This window comes from Streptomyces sp. NPDC048057, from assembly GCF_040653095.1.
In the GTDB taxonomy this organism is placed as follows: Bacteria; Actinomycetota; Actinomycetes; order Streptomycetales; family Streptomycetaceae; genus Streptomyces.
On the sequence record NZ_JBEZNF010000008.1, the window covers coordinates 37,561 to 52,614 of the forward strand.

10 protein-coding genes are annotated in these 15,054 nt (G+C 74.1%); 3 read left to right on the plus strand and 7 right to left on the minus strand.

Features of this window, described 5'->3' with window-relative positions:
• The first annotated feature begins 108 nt into the window (after positions 1-108).
• A complete protein-coding gene (locus AB0E05_RS10925; RefSeq protein ID WP_361961617.1) occupies positions 109-3,267 on the plus strand; it encodes a molecular chaperone Hsp90 in 3,159 nt (1,052 codons plus the stop codon).
• A 151-nt stretch (positions 3,268-3,418) separates the two neighbouring features.
• Positions 3,419-4,207 (plus strand): hypothetical protein, encoded by a 789-nt coding sequence (locus tag AB0E05_RS10930; protein WP_361961619.1) that lies wholly within the window; start codon positions 3,419-3,421, stop codon positions 4,205-4,207.
• A 502-nt stretch (positions 4,208-4,709) separates the two neighbouring features.
• Here the strand turns inward: AB0E05_RS10930 and AB0E05_RS10935 are convergent.
• The 7 genes from AB0E05_RS10935 to AB0E05_RS10965 all read right to left on the minus strand — a co-directional run bounded on the left by AB0E05_RS10935 (position 4,710) and on the right by AB0E05_RS10965 (position 13,320).
• On the minus strand, positions 4,710-5,093 hold the full coding sequence (locus tag AB0E05_RS10935) for a peptidase inhibitor family I36 protein (protein ID WP_361961621.1): 384 nt from the start codon (positions 5,091-5,093) through the stop codon (positions 4,710-4,712).
• Between the two features lie 628 nt (positions 5,094-5,721).
• Positions 5,722-8,556 (minus strand): hypothetical protein, encoded by a 2,835-nt coding sequence (locus AB0E05_RS10940; protein ID WP_361961623.1) that lies wholly within the window; start codon positions 8,554-8,556, stop codon positions 5,722-5,724.
• Positions 8,557-8,597: 41 nt separating this feature from the next.
• Positions 8,598-9,047, minus strand: coding sequence for an STAS domain-containing protein (locus AB0E05_RS10945; RefSeq protein ID WP_361961625.1), 450 nt, complete (start codon positions 9,045-9,047; stop codon positions 8,598-8,600).
• Positions 9,044-9,418 carry an STAS domain-containing protein gene (locus tag AB0E05_RS10950; RefSeq protein ID WP_361961627.1) on the minus strand — a complete coding sequence of 125 codons (375 nt, stop codon included), beginning with the start codon at positions 9,416-9,418 and terminating at the stop codon, positions 9,044-9,046. Before AB0E05_RS10950 ends, AB0E05_RS10945 begins: the two co-directional genes overlap by 4 nt.
• Before the next feature lie 4 nt (positions 9,419-9,422).
• A complete protein-coding gene (locus AB0E05_RS10955; protein ID WP_361961629.1) occupies positions 9,423-10,013 on the minus strand; it encodes a hypothetical protein in 591 nt (196 codons plus the stop codon).
• 273 nt (positions 10,014-10,286) lie between these two features.
• Positions 10,287-12,875 (minus strand): HAD-IC family P-type ATPase, encoded by a 2,589-nt coding sequence (locus AB0E05_RS10960; protein WP_361961631.1) that lies wholly within the window; start codon positions 12,873-12,875, stop codon positions 10,287-10,289.
• Positions 12,876-13,029: 154 nt separating this feature from the next.
• On the minus strand, positions 13,030-13,320 hold the full coding sequence (locus AB0E05_RS10965) for a DUF2530 domain-containing protein (RefSeq protein ID WP_361961633.1): 291 nt from the start codon (positions 13,318-13,320) through the stop codon (positions 13,030-13,032).
• A 262-nt stretch (positions 13,321-13,582) separates the two neighbouring features.
• On the opposite strand from AB0E05_RS10965, the gene AB0E05_RS10970 reads away from it, so the two are divergent.
• On the plus strand, positions 13,583-15,028 hold the full coding sequence (locus tag AB0E05_RS10970) for an NCS2 family permease (RefSeq protein ID WP_361961635.1): 1,446 nt from the start codon (positions 13,583-13,585) through the stop codon (positions 15,026-15,028).
• The last annotated feature ends 26 nt before the right edge of the window (positions 15,029-15,054 follow it).

Genomic DNA, 15,054 nt, shown 5'->3' on the forward strand with positions numbered 1-15,054 from the left:
CACAGCGCAGCGTAAGCGCACCGCGGCGCCGAGGCGTGTCGGGCGCACGCGGTACCTTCGGCGCGCAGGTGACAGCGAAGAGCAGAACAGACAGAGCGGAGCCACACCGTGAGCGTCGTCAGTCCCTCCGAAGCCGCCGATCCGTTCGGCACCGCACGACTGCGGCGGGGAGTGTTGGACGCCTGGGCGGCGAGCCCCGCGCGGTTCCGGGAAGACGCCAACGCCGAGGAGGACCTCGTCCTCGGCGGCTACCGCGACCGCCTCGTCGTCGAGCTGGCGCAGAACGCCGCGGACGCCGCCGCCCGCGCCGGCTCCCCCGGCCGGCTGCGGCTGACGCTCCGTGAGAACACCCTCGCCGTCGCGAACACCGGCGCCCCGCTCGACGCGACCGGCGTCGAGTCCCTGAGCACCCTGCGCGCCTCGGCGAAGCGCGACGACCACGGCGTCGGCCGGTTCGGCGTCGGGTTCGCCGCGGTGCTCGCGGTCAGTGACGAGCCCGCGGTCGTCGGGCGGCACGGCGCCGTCCGCTGGTCCCTCGCGGAGGCGCGCGCCCTCGCGCAGGAGGTCGCGCGGCCGGGCGACGGCACCGGCCTCGCCGAGGAGCTGCGGCGGCGCGACGGCCACGTGCCCACGCTCCGCCTCCCGCTCCCCGCCGAGGGCACCGCGCCCGACGGGTACGACACCGTCGTGGTGCTGCCGCTGCGCGACGGCGCCGCCGTCGACCTCGTCGAGCACCTGCTGCGCTCGATCGACGACGCCCTCCTCCTCACGCTCCCCGGCCTCGCCGAGGTCGTCGTGGACACGCCCGACGGCGTACGGACCCTGCGGCGCGAGACGGACGGCCCGTACGTGCGCGTCCTGGACAGCGCGCACGGCACCCGCCGCTGGCGCACCGTCAGCGACGGCGGCGCGCTGGACGCCGCGCTGCTGAAGGACCGTCCGATCGAGGAGCGGCTGCGGCCGTACTGGAGCGTGACGTGGGCGGTCCCCGTCGGCAGCGGTGACGGCGAGGGCGCGCCGGAGCGGCCCGCGACCGCGCCCGTGGTGCACGCGCCGACGCCGACGGACGAGCCGTTGGGCGTACCGGCGCTGCTGATCGCGTCGCTGCCGCTGGACACCACCCGTCGGCACCCCGCGCCCGGGCCGCTCACCGACTTCCTGGTGGAGCGCGCCGCCGATGCGTACGCCGCGCTGCTCGGCGGCTGGGAGCCGCTGTCCACGGGCACGGTCGACCTGGTGCCGGGCCCGCTCGGCAAGGGCGAGTTGGACGGGGCGCTGCGCGCCGCGATCCTGCGGCGGCTGCCGCGCACCGCGTTCCTGGAGCCCGCCGCGCCGAGGACGGGCGCCGAGGAGGACACCGGGCTGCCGGCCGCCGAGCGGTCGGGCGCGCTGCGGCCGATCGAGGCCGAGGTGTTGGAGGGCGCGGGCCAGGAGACCGTACGGGTGTTGGCGGAGGTGCTGCCGACGCTGCTGCCCGCCGGGCTGGAGCGCCGCACCGAGCTGCGCACCCTCGGCGTCGCCCGGGTCCCGCTGACCGAGGCGGTCGACCGGCTGGCCGGGCTGGAGCGCGAGCCGGGCTGGTGGTGGCGGCTGTACGACAGCCTCGCCGGCGTCGACCCGGACCGGCTCACCGGGCTCCCGGTGCCGCTCGCGGACGGCCGCACCGTGATCGGGCCGCGGCAGATCCTGCTGCCGCTGCCGGACGGCAGCGCCGAGGACCACACCCAGCTCGCCCGGCTCGGTCTGAAGGTCGCCCACGAGGGCGCCGCCCACCCCCTGCTGGAGAAGCTGGGCGCGCTGCCCGCGACGGCCCGCGCGGTGCTGACGACCCCGCAGGTGCGCACCGCCGTCGCCGGTTCGCTGGAGGCGGGCGAGATCTGGGACGAGGACGCGCCCGCGGCGCTGGACGCGGAGGAGCTGGCGGACACCGTGCTCGCACTGGTGCGCGAAGCCGAGTTGGAGCCGGGCGACGAGCCGTGGCTGGGGGCGCTGGCACTGCCCGACGAGGACGGCGAGCTGTCGCCGGCGGGCGAGCTGGTGCTGCCGGGCAGCCCGTTCGCCGCGGTGATGCGCGAGGGCGACCTGGCGTTCTGCGACGCCGAGCTGGCCGAGCGCTGGGGCGGGCCGGCGCTCGCCGCCTGCGGGGTGCTGGCGAACTTCACCCTCGTCCGCGCCACGGACGTCGTCCTCGACCCGGACGAGCTGGAGCCGCGCGACGGCGACTACGCGGAGCCGGACGACCCGGGCCTGCTGGACGCGGTCGACGTGTGGTGCGAGGACGTGCTGGACCGGCTGCCGGAGGTACCGGTGCCGCCGGTGGCGACCGAACTGGTGGCCGTACGGGACCTGGACCTGGTCGACGACGACCGTTGGCCGCAGGCGCTGGCGCTGCTCGCCCAGCCGCCGCTGCGGGACGCGCTCACCCAGCCCGTGCGCGTGCTGCTGCCGGACGGCACCACGCAGACCGTGCGGCCGTACACCGCGTGGTGGCTGCGCGACCACCCCGTGCTCGACGGCCGGCGCCCCGCGGGGCTGCGGGCGATGGGCGGGGATCCGCTGCTGGACGGGTTGTACGAGTCCGTGGACGCCTCCGGCTTCGACGACGCGCAGGTGCTGCGGGCGCTCGGGGTGCGCACCTCGGTCGGCGCGCTGCTCGACGAGCCGGGCGGCGCGGCGGAGCTGCTGGGGCGGCTCGCGGACGAGGAGCGCCCGGTGCGGCCCGCGCAGTTGCACGGCCTCTACACGGCGCTCGCGGACCTCGACCCGGAGCAGGTCACCCTCCCCGACGCGGTGCGGGCCGTCGTGGACGGCGAGGTGCGGGTCGTGGACGCCGCCGAAGCGGTGGTGGCCGACGCGCCCGACCTGATCCCGCTCTCGGGCGGCCTGCCGCTGCTGCCGGTCTCCCCCGAGCGCGCGGCGGACCTGGCGGAGCTGTTCCAGGTGCGCCGGCTGAGCGAGGCGGTCACCGCGGAGGTGACGTCGGCGGGCGAGGAGCACGAGGTCCCCGAGTCGGTGCGGGTCCTGCTGGGCCCGGCGACCCCGGACGCGTACGTCGAACACGAGGAGCTGGTCGCCGGCGGCGTCGAGCTGGACTGGCGGCGTACGGCCGACGGGGTGGTGCACGCGGCGACGGTCGAGGGCGTCGCGGCGGGGCTGGCGTGGGCGGCGGGCCAGTGGCCGCGGCGCTTCGAGGTGGCCGCGCTGTTGGAGGACCCGTCGCGGACGGAGGAACTGGCCCGGGACCGGTGGTTCGACCCCGGCCGGTGAGGTGGGCGCGGGGTGCGCGTGCGACGGCTCGTCCGTCGGCCCGTGCGGGAGCGCGTGCGGGTGGCCGTGCGGACTCCCGCGCGGAATCCTGCGCATGTTTGGTGGGTGAAAACGGGTTGGATCGGGCGGCGGGCCGTGATGGGCTGGCCCGGTGACTCCTACAACCTCCGCCGCAGAGGAGTACGCCGCACTGCTGAACCGGGTGCGTCGGGACCGCCGGGTCCTCGGGCTCGTGCTCAGCGGCTCCCGGGCCCGTGACGGTGTCGCGACCGCACGCTCCGACTACGACGTGTACCTCGTCGTCGAGGACGGCGGCCCGCTGCCGGCGCTGGCCCGCCGGGACGCCCTGCTGGACGTGATGGTCCTGCCGCTCGCCGAGTTCCGCACGCACGCGCTGTCCGGCTCGGGCACCGAGTGGAACCGTTACGCCTTCGCCCACGCCAAGGTCGAGAAGGACACCGCGGACGGCCTCATCGGCGAACTGGTCACGGCGAAGGGCGCCCTGACCCGCGAGGAGGCGGCGACGCTGGCGCCCGGCTTCCTGGACGCGTTCCTGAACAGCGCGTACCGCTGCGTGAAGAGCGCGCGGGACGGCCAGGTGCTGGCGGCGGGCCTGGACGCGGCGGAGGCGGTCCCGTACTTCCTGACGTACGTCTTCGCCCTCCACAACCGGGTGCGCCCTTACAACAAGTACCTCTCCTGGGAACTGCGCCACCATCCGCTGAGCCGCCCGGAGTGGTCCCACGACCACCTGGTCCCCCTGCTGGCGGAGGTCCTGACCCCGTCGGCCCCCACGGCGATCCGCCGCCTGTTCACGGAGTTGGAGCCGCAGGCGCGCGGGTGGGGGCACGGCCCGGTGCTGGACGACTGGGGCGATGATTTGGGGTTGATGAGGCTGGGAGCGGGAGTGCCGCGACAGCCGACGGGCTCGCGGGGTTAGGACCTTCCTTAGCCCCGGGGCAGAATTCATGGGGGACCGCGGTCCGGCGGGGCCGTTCGCACCATCCCTCTCCCTGTGCCCTTTAGGGCACACAGGGGGCTTCCAGGGGAAATTCCTTCGGGGCTTCGATGCTTTTTCGGGCACCGTAACGGGTCCATGACAGAGTTGCTTTCGACCGGATCACGGTGGCATTCACCGCGCCCGAGACTCCACCTTCATTCACCTCGCGCACCGGCGCGTGTTCCCTGTCTTGTTTATCGTCACCGTTCTCTTCATTCCGGCCAGCTCCGGGAAACCGGATGAATCGCCGGTACGTGCAGGGACCACCAGCGGGGTGGGGCGCGCGGCCCCCGGGTCGTGCACCTGCGGGCACGCGAAAGGCCGCGGCGGTCCTGGCGTGGCCGCCGCGGCCTTCCATCCGGGGTTGCTGGCGTCGCCGTGGTGCGGGCGGCGCCCCGCGCGGTGTGACGGGTGGTGATCAGGTCACCCGGCTAACCGATGGTCAGCAGGTTCCCCAGGACGAGATGCGGTCGTTGGCGTGCGATCCGATGTTGGGACGGGACTCACCGGGGGCCACGCTCGCGAGGACCTCCCCGCCGTAGTTCGAGTGCTGGTAGAAGCAGATCCGAGACCCGCTGCGGTTCCACAAGGAGGTCGTGCGGTCGTTCAGCGTCGGCCCCACGTTGGAGACGTTCACGCCGCCGGCCAGGAACGCGCCGGTGTAGTTGCTGTGGTCCCACACGCACACGGAGTTGGCGGGACAGTCACGCCAGTCGGCGGGCGCTGCGGGCGCGGCGCTCGCCGGCGTCGCGCCGGTCATGGCCAGGGCGCCCGTCAGACAGGCCCCGGCGATCACGCTGGCCATGGCGGTTCTCTTCGACTTCATCGGAGTTACCTTTCCCTCGCTGGTCGATGTGCCGTCGGGCGGCGCGGGAGGACCCGCACTGCGCGACGGCGCGCTTCAGCCTTACTGACGCATTGTCAAAAAGGTTCTACAGCTCTGTTCGCGAGGGGAGCTGGGCATGGCGGAATGGAGCCGCCGTACCCATCCCCCATCAACTGCTTCGCACCCCTGGATGCAGCAGGGCACGGATGGTTCGACTTTCTTCCTCGCCGCCTGAATGGAGGTCAGATATTCCGGCGACGCGAGATGGACGGTACGGGGAGTCCGATATCACTGTCTAGCACTGGGTATGGGAATTGGTCATACCGGCTAGATTCTCGATCGAGCTGATTTCCATGGCGCGTTTCGGTGTCGTCGAAGGCAGGCACTCACGCCCTTCCTGGGACGTGTCCGGAATGTGGCGCCAGCCGCCCGAAGGGCGGTGCCGTGCGCGGGGTGGCCGTCGCGTCGGCTGACGATCACGTTCAGGCACCGGTGCGCTGCGTGGCCCGGCCCGAAACCGACGCATCTCGTCGGGGGCGACCGCAGTTCGGCCAGGACAAGGAACGCTCCACCGCCTCGAACACCTCGTCCGCCTCGTCTGGGGGGCAGTCGTCGAAGCAGATCGGGCCTACGGGGGGAGGCCCGTCGTGCGGAGGCTTGCCGCGGCGTGGGGGCGAGGGGTGAGCACGGAGAGGAGGGCGCCCCAGGCGTCGGGAAGGCCCGCGTTGATGGCCATGTGGTAGGCGGATCGCGCCTCGGGGAGGCGCGCGGCTGCTTGGTACAGGGCGCCGAGCAGGGCGTGGGCGTCCGGGTCGCCGGTGGTGGCGGCGCGGTGGTAGGCGCGTTCGGCTGCCGGGGTGTCGCCGAGGGCTTCGCGTACGCGGCCCAGTGCGGTCCAGGCGTCCAGCGCACCGAGGGAGACGGCCCGGGACACGGCTCGTCGGGACCCGTCGCGGTCGCCGGCGCGCTCGCGGATGCGGGCCAGGGCGGACCAGGCCGCCGGGGAGCCGTGGTCGGCGGCGGAGTCGGCGGCGCGCTCCGCGCCCGCGGGGTCGCCGGCCGCTTCCCGGGCCCTGGACAGCGCGGTCCACGCCTCGACGTCGCCCGTGCGGGCGGCCTCCGCCGCGGCGCGTTCCGCGCCGGCGGCGTCACCGCGGGACCAGCGGGCCGCCGCCAGGGCGGTCCAGCCCTCCGCGTCGCCGGCGCGGGCGGCCAGGGCGGCGGCCTCTTCCGCAGCGGCGGTGTCGCCGTCCGCGTCGGCCAGCAGGGCGAGTTCCCGCCACGCCGCGGTGACGCCGAGCTTCGCGGCTTCGCGGTGGGCGGCAGCCGCTCCGGACGGGTCGCCGGCCCTGGCGCGCAGGCCGGCCAGCACCGCCCAGCCCTCGGCGGCGCCGGCCTGCGCCCCGCTGGTCGCGGCGCCCCGGGCCGCGTCCCCGTCGCCGCCGGCCCAGTGCAGGCGCACCAGTTCGGCCCAGGCGGCCACGACTCCCGAGGCCGCCGCGCGGGTGGCGTGGGCGATCGCGGCGGGGTGGTCGCCGGTGCGTTCCGCGAGCCGGGCGAGGCCCAGGTGGGCCCAGTCGTCGCCGGCGGCGACGGCCCGGGCGTACGCCTCGGCCGCGGCGGCCGGGTCCGCCGTACGCATGCGGCCCAAGGCCCGCCACACCAGCGGGTGTCCGGCCGCGAGCGCTTCGTCGGCGACGGCATCGGCCGCCGCACGGTCGCCGTCCTCGTCCCGGCGGCGGGCCAGGGCGGCCCAGGCCCAGGCGTCGCCCAGTTCGGCCGCCCGGCGGTAGGCGGCGCAGGCGCCGGGGGCGTCCGCCTCCTCCCGCGCGACGGCGAGGGCCGACCAGGCCGGGGCGGAGGATCCGGCGGTGGTCTCGGCCGCCGCCGGGCCGTCGGTCGTCTCCCTCAGCACGGCCCACGCGGCGCGGGCCAACTCGCTGCCCAGCTCGACGGCCCGTTCGTACAGGGCGCCGGCGGCGGCGTAGCGGCGTCGTTCCGCGGCGGCCCGTCCCAGGGCGTAGGCGTCGTCACCGGTCCGGGCCCACTGCCCGGCCTCCCAGAAGCCGGCCGGGGGCGCCAGGTGGGCCCGCGCCCGGCGCACGTGCTGTTCGAGGTAGTCGTCGGGGCGGTAGCCGTCGGCCTTGCCGACGCCCGGCTCGTGGCGGTCCGCGACCAGGGCGCCGGGGCCGTCGGCCGTGGACGTCAGCGCCTCGATCGCGGTCTCGAACCAGTCGTCGCCGGCGGTGGCCCGCGCGGTGGAGTCCATGAAGGCGGCTGCCGCGTGCATCAGCAGGTGCGGGGTGACCGCGCTGGTGTGCCCCAGGCGCCGGGCCTCGACGGCGGCGGTGAGGACGGCGTGTTCGGCGGCCGTGAACCAGTGGTCCGGGCCGTCCTCCCACCGGCGCACCAACTCCGGCCCCACGGTGAGGTGCTGGAGGACCCGCTGCCCCGCGCCCGCCGCGCGCACCGCGGCGCCGAGCCGCGGGTCACGGGCGGCGGCCCGCACCGTTTCGGGGAGGTCCGCCGACAGCGTGTCCGGCACGCCGACCGCGGCGTGCCGGCCGACGATCAACGAGCGGGCATGGAACGTCTCCTGACCGTCGCCCCGGCCGCCGCCGGTCAGCCGGCGCACGTGCTCGGGCCACGTCGTGCCCACGACGACCAGCGGCGCGACCCGGTCCAGCAGGTCGTTCAGCGCGCGGGCCGCCCTCTCGCCGGCCGCACCGCTCACGTACCGCTGCGTCTCGTTGAGCCACAGCACGGTCCGGGGGTCGATGCCGTCCTCGTCGATCCAGCCGGTCAACTGGTCGGCGTCGGTGGGGAACAGTACGGGCCAGTCGGGCACCGTCGCCCGTACCGCTTCGTACGCCGCCCGCGTCTTGCCCGTGGCGGAACGGCCCACCAGCAGCACGAACACCGAGCCGTGGGCCGTCGCCGCGTGGGCGAGGCGCTGGCGCAGCGTCCCGTCGTGCGGGCGCTCGACGTACTCCGTCAGCGACGGGCGGGACGTGGCGTCGGGGCCGGGGGCGGGGTGGACCCCCAGCGCGACGGCGTCCCACTCGGCCGCGGTCCGCACCGGAGGCGTACGCGCCTGTTCCGCCGTCAGCCACAGCGCCTGCACCTCCGCCGCGACCGCGGCCCGGTCGCCGCCCGCCTGCCCGGCCAGGGCCGCCGCCAGCGCCACGGCGTCCCGGAGCGAGCCGTGGTCCGTCGAGCCCAACGTCCGCGTGACGGCGGCTTCGGTGATGCCGTCGCCCGACGGGTGCGAGGCCGCCAGCGCGACGAGTCGGGCGGTCGGGGGCGTACCGGCGGCCCGGTAGAGGGCGTGCAGACGGCGCTTCAGCGTGCGCAGCGCGCCCGGGGGCAGTCGAGGGGGCGTCAGAGGCGGTACGGGAAGGTCGGATCGGGCCGTACCGTCCGCGGCTGCCGCCCCCGGGGCGGAGTCCTCGCCGCTCGGCATCCGTCGCCTCCCTGAGCGGTGGTCCGTCCGCGCGGCCGAGCCTATCCCGCCGGCGGGGTGACGATCCGTGCGGAACGCTCCGCGCCCCGCCGCTCCAGGAGTTCGACGGCCCGCTCGACGCCGGCGCACAGGGTGAGGCCCCTCGTACGGCCGTCGATGCGGAAGATCGACAGGGTCCTCTTGTCCGTCACGACCACGACCAGCTCGCCGCCGTGCGCGCGCAGGAGCCGGCTCACGCGGACGAGGGTGACCAGCCCCGTCGAGTCGACGATCGCCAGTCCGGTCAGGTCGAAGACCAGCAGGTTCCTGCCCTGGCCGAGCAGATCGGCCACGACGGCGCGCACCGGGCGCGCGGTGTACACGTCGAAGCCGTCGTCGGTCGGGTCGGCGCCGATCCGGACGACGGTGACGCGCTCGGAGAGGTGCTCGTACGAAACGGGCGCGGCGTCGTCGTCCGGAGCCGGGCCCTGGGGCGGGGGCTGGGCGGTCACGTCGGTTCCACCGGGCGCTTCACGCGCGCCAGCGCCTCGATCGCCCGGGCGACGGTGGTGAACTCGGGGATGACCTTGATCAGGCCCGTGGTCCGCAGGATCTTCCCCACCCGGGCCTCGGTGATCACCACCACCAACGCACCTCCCTGAGCCCGGCAGTGCTTCACACCGCGGAGGATGACGCCGAGGCCGGTGCTGTCCAGGAAGTCCACCTTGCCCAGGTCGACGACCAGTCGGACGTGCCCCTGGTGGATGAGGTCGTTCAGCGCCGCACGGAGCCACGGCGCGGTGTACACGCTGGCCTCCCCCTCGACGCTCACGACGGTCGTCCCGTCCGACACGTGCTCGTAGGACACCTCAAGCGGTTTCACGGCCTCAGGGTGCCACAGGGGGCGGCGGGGACAAGGCGGTTCGCGCCGCGTCCAGGAACGCCCGGTGCGCGGGTCCGTGCCGGTCCGGCGGCACCGCCTCCGCGAGGGCCCGCTCCAGGGCTTCGGCGGCGGCGGTGACGGCGTCCGGGCCTTCCAACCGGACGACGTTGAGGGCTTCCCGGACGGCGGGGAGCGCGGCGCGGTACGCGTCCCGGTGCGCGCCCGCACTCGTCGAACCGGCCGAATCCAGCCACTGCTGGCGGCGTTGGTGGGCCAGGTCGGTGCCGGCGAGGAAGGTCACGTAGGCGGCCCGGCGCACCGTCCGCTGCGCCGCCGTCACCTGGGCGTCGAGGGTCTCGGTGGCGACCCTGAGCTGTGCTTCCGCTTGCAGCCGGCCGGCGTCCCACGCGGCGTCCGCCTGCCGCCGGCCGGCGTCCCACGCGGCGTCCGCCTGCCGCTGCCCCGCGGCCCACGCGGCGTCCGCCTGCCGCTTGGCCGCGGCGAGGGCGAACCATCCGGTCACGGCGCCCCCCGCGATGGCGCCGGCGAGGGCCGCGCCTGCGGCGATCCACGCGGTGATCGTCCCGTCGGTCAATGCGTCCCCCGGGGGTGCTCGTCGTCCTGCCCGAGCATTCTGACGCACGCCGGCCGCCCCCACGGCCCGGTGACGCGTCATCGCGCTGCGCCTTCCTCCGGGACCTCACCGCCGGTTCCCCGCGGGTGCGTCGGCCTCTGCGGACGCAGGGGGCGGAAGGGCGCGATCAGCGCACCGCGGTCCGCGGTCCGCGGTCCGCGGTCCGCAGACAGCAACGCACCGCAGCGGCCCCGGTACATCGCATCGCAGAAGGCGAGGCGCGTCGCCGGGGCGTCAGGTGGTCGTCGCTTCGCCCGCCGCAGCGGCACCGCGGTGGTCGACCACCCGCCACGCCAGCTCCAGCAGCGCGGACGCCGCCACCGCGATGCCCACCGCCGTCCACGGCATCGTCGTGCCGACCAGCTTCAGCGCGAAGAACTCCTGGAGCCACGGCACGGCGAGCACGATCAGGAAGCCCGCGCCCATCGTGGCCACCAGCAGCAGGCGCCACCACGTGTACGGGCGCGCGATGATCGCGAGGACCCACAGGGCGACGAGGAACAGCGTCAGCGTCGCCGCGCTGGTCTCCGCGTCCAGCGCGTCGGGGCCGGTGTAGTACGAGCGGGCCAGCAGGTACGTGGTGAAGGTGGCCGCCGCCGCGATGACGCCCGACGGGATCGCGTACCGCATCACCCGCTGCACGAAGTGCGGCTTCGCCCTCTCCTTGTTGGGGGCCAGCGCCAGGAAGAACGCCGGCACCCCGATCGTCAGCGTCGCCAGCAGCGTCAGGTGCCGCGGCAGGAAGGGGTACTCGATCTGGCTGACGACGACGAGGATCGCCAGCAGCACCGAGTAGACCGTCTTCGTGAGGAAGAGGGTCGCCACCCGCGTGATGTTGCCGATCACCCGGCGGCCCTCCGCGACGACCGACGGGAGCGTCGCGAAGCTGTTGTTCAGCAGCACGATCTGGGCGACCGCGCGGGTCGCCTCCGAGCCGGAGCCCATGGAGACGCCGATGTCCGCGTCCTTGAGGGCGAGGACGTCGTTGACGCCGTCGCCGGTCATGGCGACGGTGTGCCCGCGGGACTGGAGCGCGCCGACCATGTCCCGCTTCTGCTGCGGGGTGACGCGCCCGAAGACCGCGCCGTCGTCGAGCGCCTGCGCCATCTCGTCGCGGTCGCCGGGCAGGGTGCGCGCGTCGACCGTGTGCTCCGCGCCGGGCAGGCCGAGCTTCGCGGCGACCGCGCCGACGGAGACCGCGTTGTCGCCGGAGATCACCTTCGCGGCGACGTCCTGGTCCGCGAAGTACGCGAGCGTTTCGGAGGCGTCGGGCCGCAGCCGCTGTTCCAGGACGACGAGCGCGGTCGCCCGGGCGCCGTCGGCGTCCTCCAGGGCGTCGGCGCTGGCCAGCAGCAGGACCCGTAGCCCCTGCTCGTTGAGGTGCTCGATCTCGGTGAGCGCCGGGTCGTCCGCGGGCAGCAGGACGTCGGGGGCACCCAGCAGCCAGGTGGTGGTGCGGCCCGCGCCGTCCTCCTCGAAGCGCGCGCCGCTGTACTTGCGGGCGGAGGAGAACGGCAGCGCCTCCAGGGTCCGCCAGCGCCCGGGCCCGTCAGGCGCGGGGTGCGCTTCGACGATGGCCTTCAGGGAGGCGTTGGGGCGCGGGTCGGACGCGCCGAGCGCGCCGAGGACGCGGCGTACGTACGCGTCGTCCGCACCGCCCAGCGGCCGTACCTCCGTCACGTCCATGCCGCCCTCGGTGAGCGTGCCGGTCTTGTCGAGGCAGACGACGTCGACCCGGGCCAGGCCCTCGATCGCGGGCAGCTCCTGCACCAGGCACTGCTTGCGGCCCAGCCGGATCACGCCGATCGCGAAGGCGACGGAGGTCAGCAGGACCAGGCCCTCGGGGATCATCGGCACGATGCCGCCGACGGTCCGGGCGATGGAGTCCTTCAGATCGGCGTCCTTGACGACGAGTTGGCTGACGATCAGGCCGATCGCGGTCGGGACCATCATCCAGGTGACGTACTTGAGGATGGTGCTGATGCCGCTGCGCAGCTCGGAGTGGACGAGGGTGAAGCGGGACGCCTCCTCGGCGAGCTGGGCCGCGTACGCCTCCCGGCCGACCTTGGTGGCGGTGAAGGCGCCGCCGCCGGCGACGACGAAGCTGCCGGACATGACCTGGTCGCCGGGGCGCTTGAGGACGGGGTCGGCCTCGCCGGTGAGCAGGGACTCGTCGACTTCCAGGCTGTCGGCCGCGACGACCCGGCCGTCGACGACGACCTTGTCTCCGGGGCCGAGTTCGACGAGGTCGCCGAGGACGATCTCGGAGGTGGAGATCGCGGTGGGCCGTCCGTCGCGGCGTACGGTCGGCTTCGCCTCGCCGATGACCGCGAGCCCGTCGAGGGTCTTCTTCGCGCGCAGTTCCTGGATGATGCCGATGCCGGTGTTGGCGATGATGACGAAACCGAAGAGGCTGTCCTGGATCGGTGCGACGATCAGCATGATGACCCACAGCACGCCGATGATCGCGTTGAAGCGGGTGAAGACGTTGCCGCGGATGATGTCGGCGGTGGAGCGGGACGAGCGGACGGGTACGTCGTTGACCTCGCCGCGCGCGACGCGTTCGGCGACTTCGGCGGAGGTGAGGCCGACGGCCGGGGCGGGCGCGGGCGGTGGAACGGGGTGTACGGGGTCGAGCTCGGCGCCCGCGTCGATGGCGGGCCGCCGTGCGCCGGCGGTGTCGGGCCGCGGCGCCGGTCCTGACCCCGGCGCCGATCCCGCATCCGACCCCGTCGCCGGTCCCGTACCCGCGCCTGGTCGTCGTGGCACGGCGCCGTGGGAGCCGTCGGGGCCGTCCGTGTCCATCCTCGCCGACTGGGTCATGTTCCGTACGGTACGGCCGGGGCGCGGCCGGCACCCTTCGGAGGTGCGAATGATCAGACCGTGGGAGGACCCGAATCGTCCCGTGGCACTACGAGCCGTCGGTATCGGTCGCGCCGCCCGCAGTGCCGGTGCCGGTGCCGGTGCCGGTGCCGGTTCAGGTGCCGGTGGCGCCGGCGTCGGTGCCGTCCGCCGCGTTCCGCGCCGCCTCGGCGCGCTGGATGGCCGCGTCCCGCTTGCGGACGTACCAGATGCCGATGAGCCCGAGTCCGCCGCCGGCGAGGCAGGTCCACACCCACCACATCAGATCGCGGTCGGCGAACCAGCTGTAGAAGGGGATCTGCACCAGGAAGAGGGCGAACCAGATGATCGTCCCGAGGGTGATGGTGGCGACGACGGGCCCTTCAAGGGGCTCGGGTGCCTCGTGCCGGGGGGTCCACTTCGCCATGTGATCAGTGTAGGCGGCGGGGACCTGCCGCCCGCCGGGTCCCGGACGGCCCCGTACACGGCCCCGCACACGGCTCCGACCAGGGGCGCCGCTTCCCGGAACACGGGGAGCCGGAAGTACGGCGACACCGGCGGTCTACGCGCGGAGATAGCATTCCCCTGCTTCATATGTTCATACTGAAACGGATTGCTACTGGCTGGTTTCAGTCGTACGAATATACAAAAGTCGCCCCCTGAAGGCCGAAGACCCCGAAGAGGACCGCATGACCCCCTCGGCATCCACTGCCGCTCCCCAGCACCAGCCGAAGGGCCCGCTCGGCAACCTCGACCGGTACTTCCGCATCTCCGAGCGGGGCTCGTCCCTGCCGCGCGAGATCCGCGGCGGCTTCGCCACCTTCTTCGCGATGGCGTACATCATCGTGCTGAACCCGATCATCCTCGGCAGCGCGAAGGACATGTACGGCAACCAGCTCGACCCCGGTCAGCTGGTCACCGCCACCGTGCTGACCGCGGCCTTCTCCACCCTGCTCATGGGCGTCATCGGCAACGTCCCCATCGCGCTCGCGGCCGGCCTCGGCGTGAACACGGTCGTCGCGCTGCAACTCGCGCCCAAGATGAGCTGGCCGGACGCGATGGGCATGGTCGTCCTCGCCGGCTTCGTGGTGATGCTGCTGGTCGCGACGGGCCTGCGGGAGAGGGTGATGAGCGCGGTGCCGCGCAGTCTGCGCAAGGGCATCGCGATCGGCATCGGCCTGTTCATCATGCTGATCGGCCTGGTCGACTCCGGCTTCGTCTCCCGCATCCCGGACGCCGCGAACACCACCGTCCCGCTGACCCTGGGCGCCGGCGGCCACCTCGTCGGCTGGCCGGTCCTGGTCTTCGTGCTCGGCGCGCTGCTCACCCTCGTACTGATCATCCGCAAGGTGCCGGGCGCGATCCTGATCTCGATCGTCGTGATGACGGTCATCGCGATGGTCATCGAGGCCGTCGCGAAGGTCCCGTCCTGGGGCCTGACCACGCCGAAGTGGCCCGGCAACCCGATCGCCACGCCCGACTTCGGGCTGGTGGGCGAGGTCAGCCTGTTCGGCGGCTTCGAGAAGGTCGGACTGCTCACCGGCACGCTCTTCGTCTTCACCGTGCTGCTGTCCTGCTTCTTCGACGCCATGGGCACGATCCTGGGCGTCGGCGACGAGGCCAAGCTGCTGGACAAGGAAGGCAACCTGCCGGGCATCAACAAGGTGCTCTTCGTGGACGGCATCGCGGTCGCCTCCGGCGGCGCCACCTCGTCCTCGGCGACGACCTGCTTCGTGGAGTCCACGGCCGGCGTCGGCGAGGGCGCGCGCACCGGTCTGGCCTCGGTGGTGACCGGCGGTCTGTTCGGCCTGGCGCTCTTCCTGACGCCGCTGGCCACGATGGTGCCCTCGCAGGCCGCGACGCCCGCCCTGCTCGCGGTCGGCTTCCTGATCCTGGCGGGCTCCATCAAGGACATCGACTGGAGCGACTTCACGGTCTCCGTGCCGGCGTTCCTCGCGATGGTGATGATGCCGTTCACGTACTCGATCACCAACGGCATCGGCATCGGCTTCATCAGCTTCTGCGTGCTGCGGCTGGCCTCCGGGCGCGGCCGGGAGGTGCCGGTCGCGATGTACGTGGTGTCGGCGGTCTTCGTCTTCTACTACGCGATGCCGGCGCTGGGCCTGGCGAAGTAGCCCGGCCCCCGCCCCCTCCGCCAGGG

Bases quoted from the DNA above. Each gene is read 5' to 3' on its own strand.
- AB0E05_RS10935 (WP_361961621.1), bottom strand. From the start codon at position 5,093: ATGAAGTCGAAGAGAACCGCCATGGCCAGCGTGATCGCCGGGGCCTGT.
- AB0E05_RS10940 (WP_361961623.1), bottom strand. From the start codon at position 8,556: ATGCCGAGCGGCGAGGACTCCGCCCCGGGGGCGGCAGCCGCGGACGGT.
- AB0E05_RS10960 (WP_361961631.1), bottom strand. From the start codon at position 12,875: ATGACCCAGTCGGCGAGGATGGACACGGACGGCCCCGACGGCTCCCAC.
- AB0E05_RS10965 (WP_361961633.1), bottom strand. From the start codon at position 13,320: ATGGCGAAGTGGACCCCCCGGCACGAGGCACCCGAGCCCCTTGAAGGG.
- AB0E05_RS10970 (WP_361961635.1), top strand. From the start codon at position 13,583: ATGACCCCCTCGGCATCCACTGCCGCTCCCCAGCACCAGCCGAAGGGC.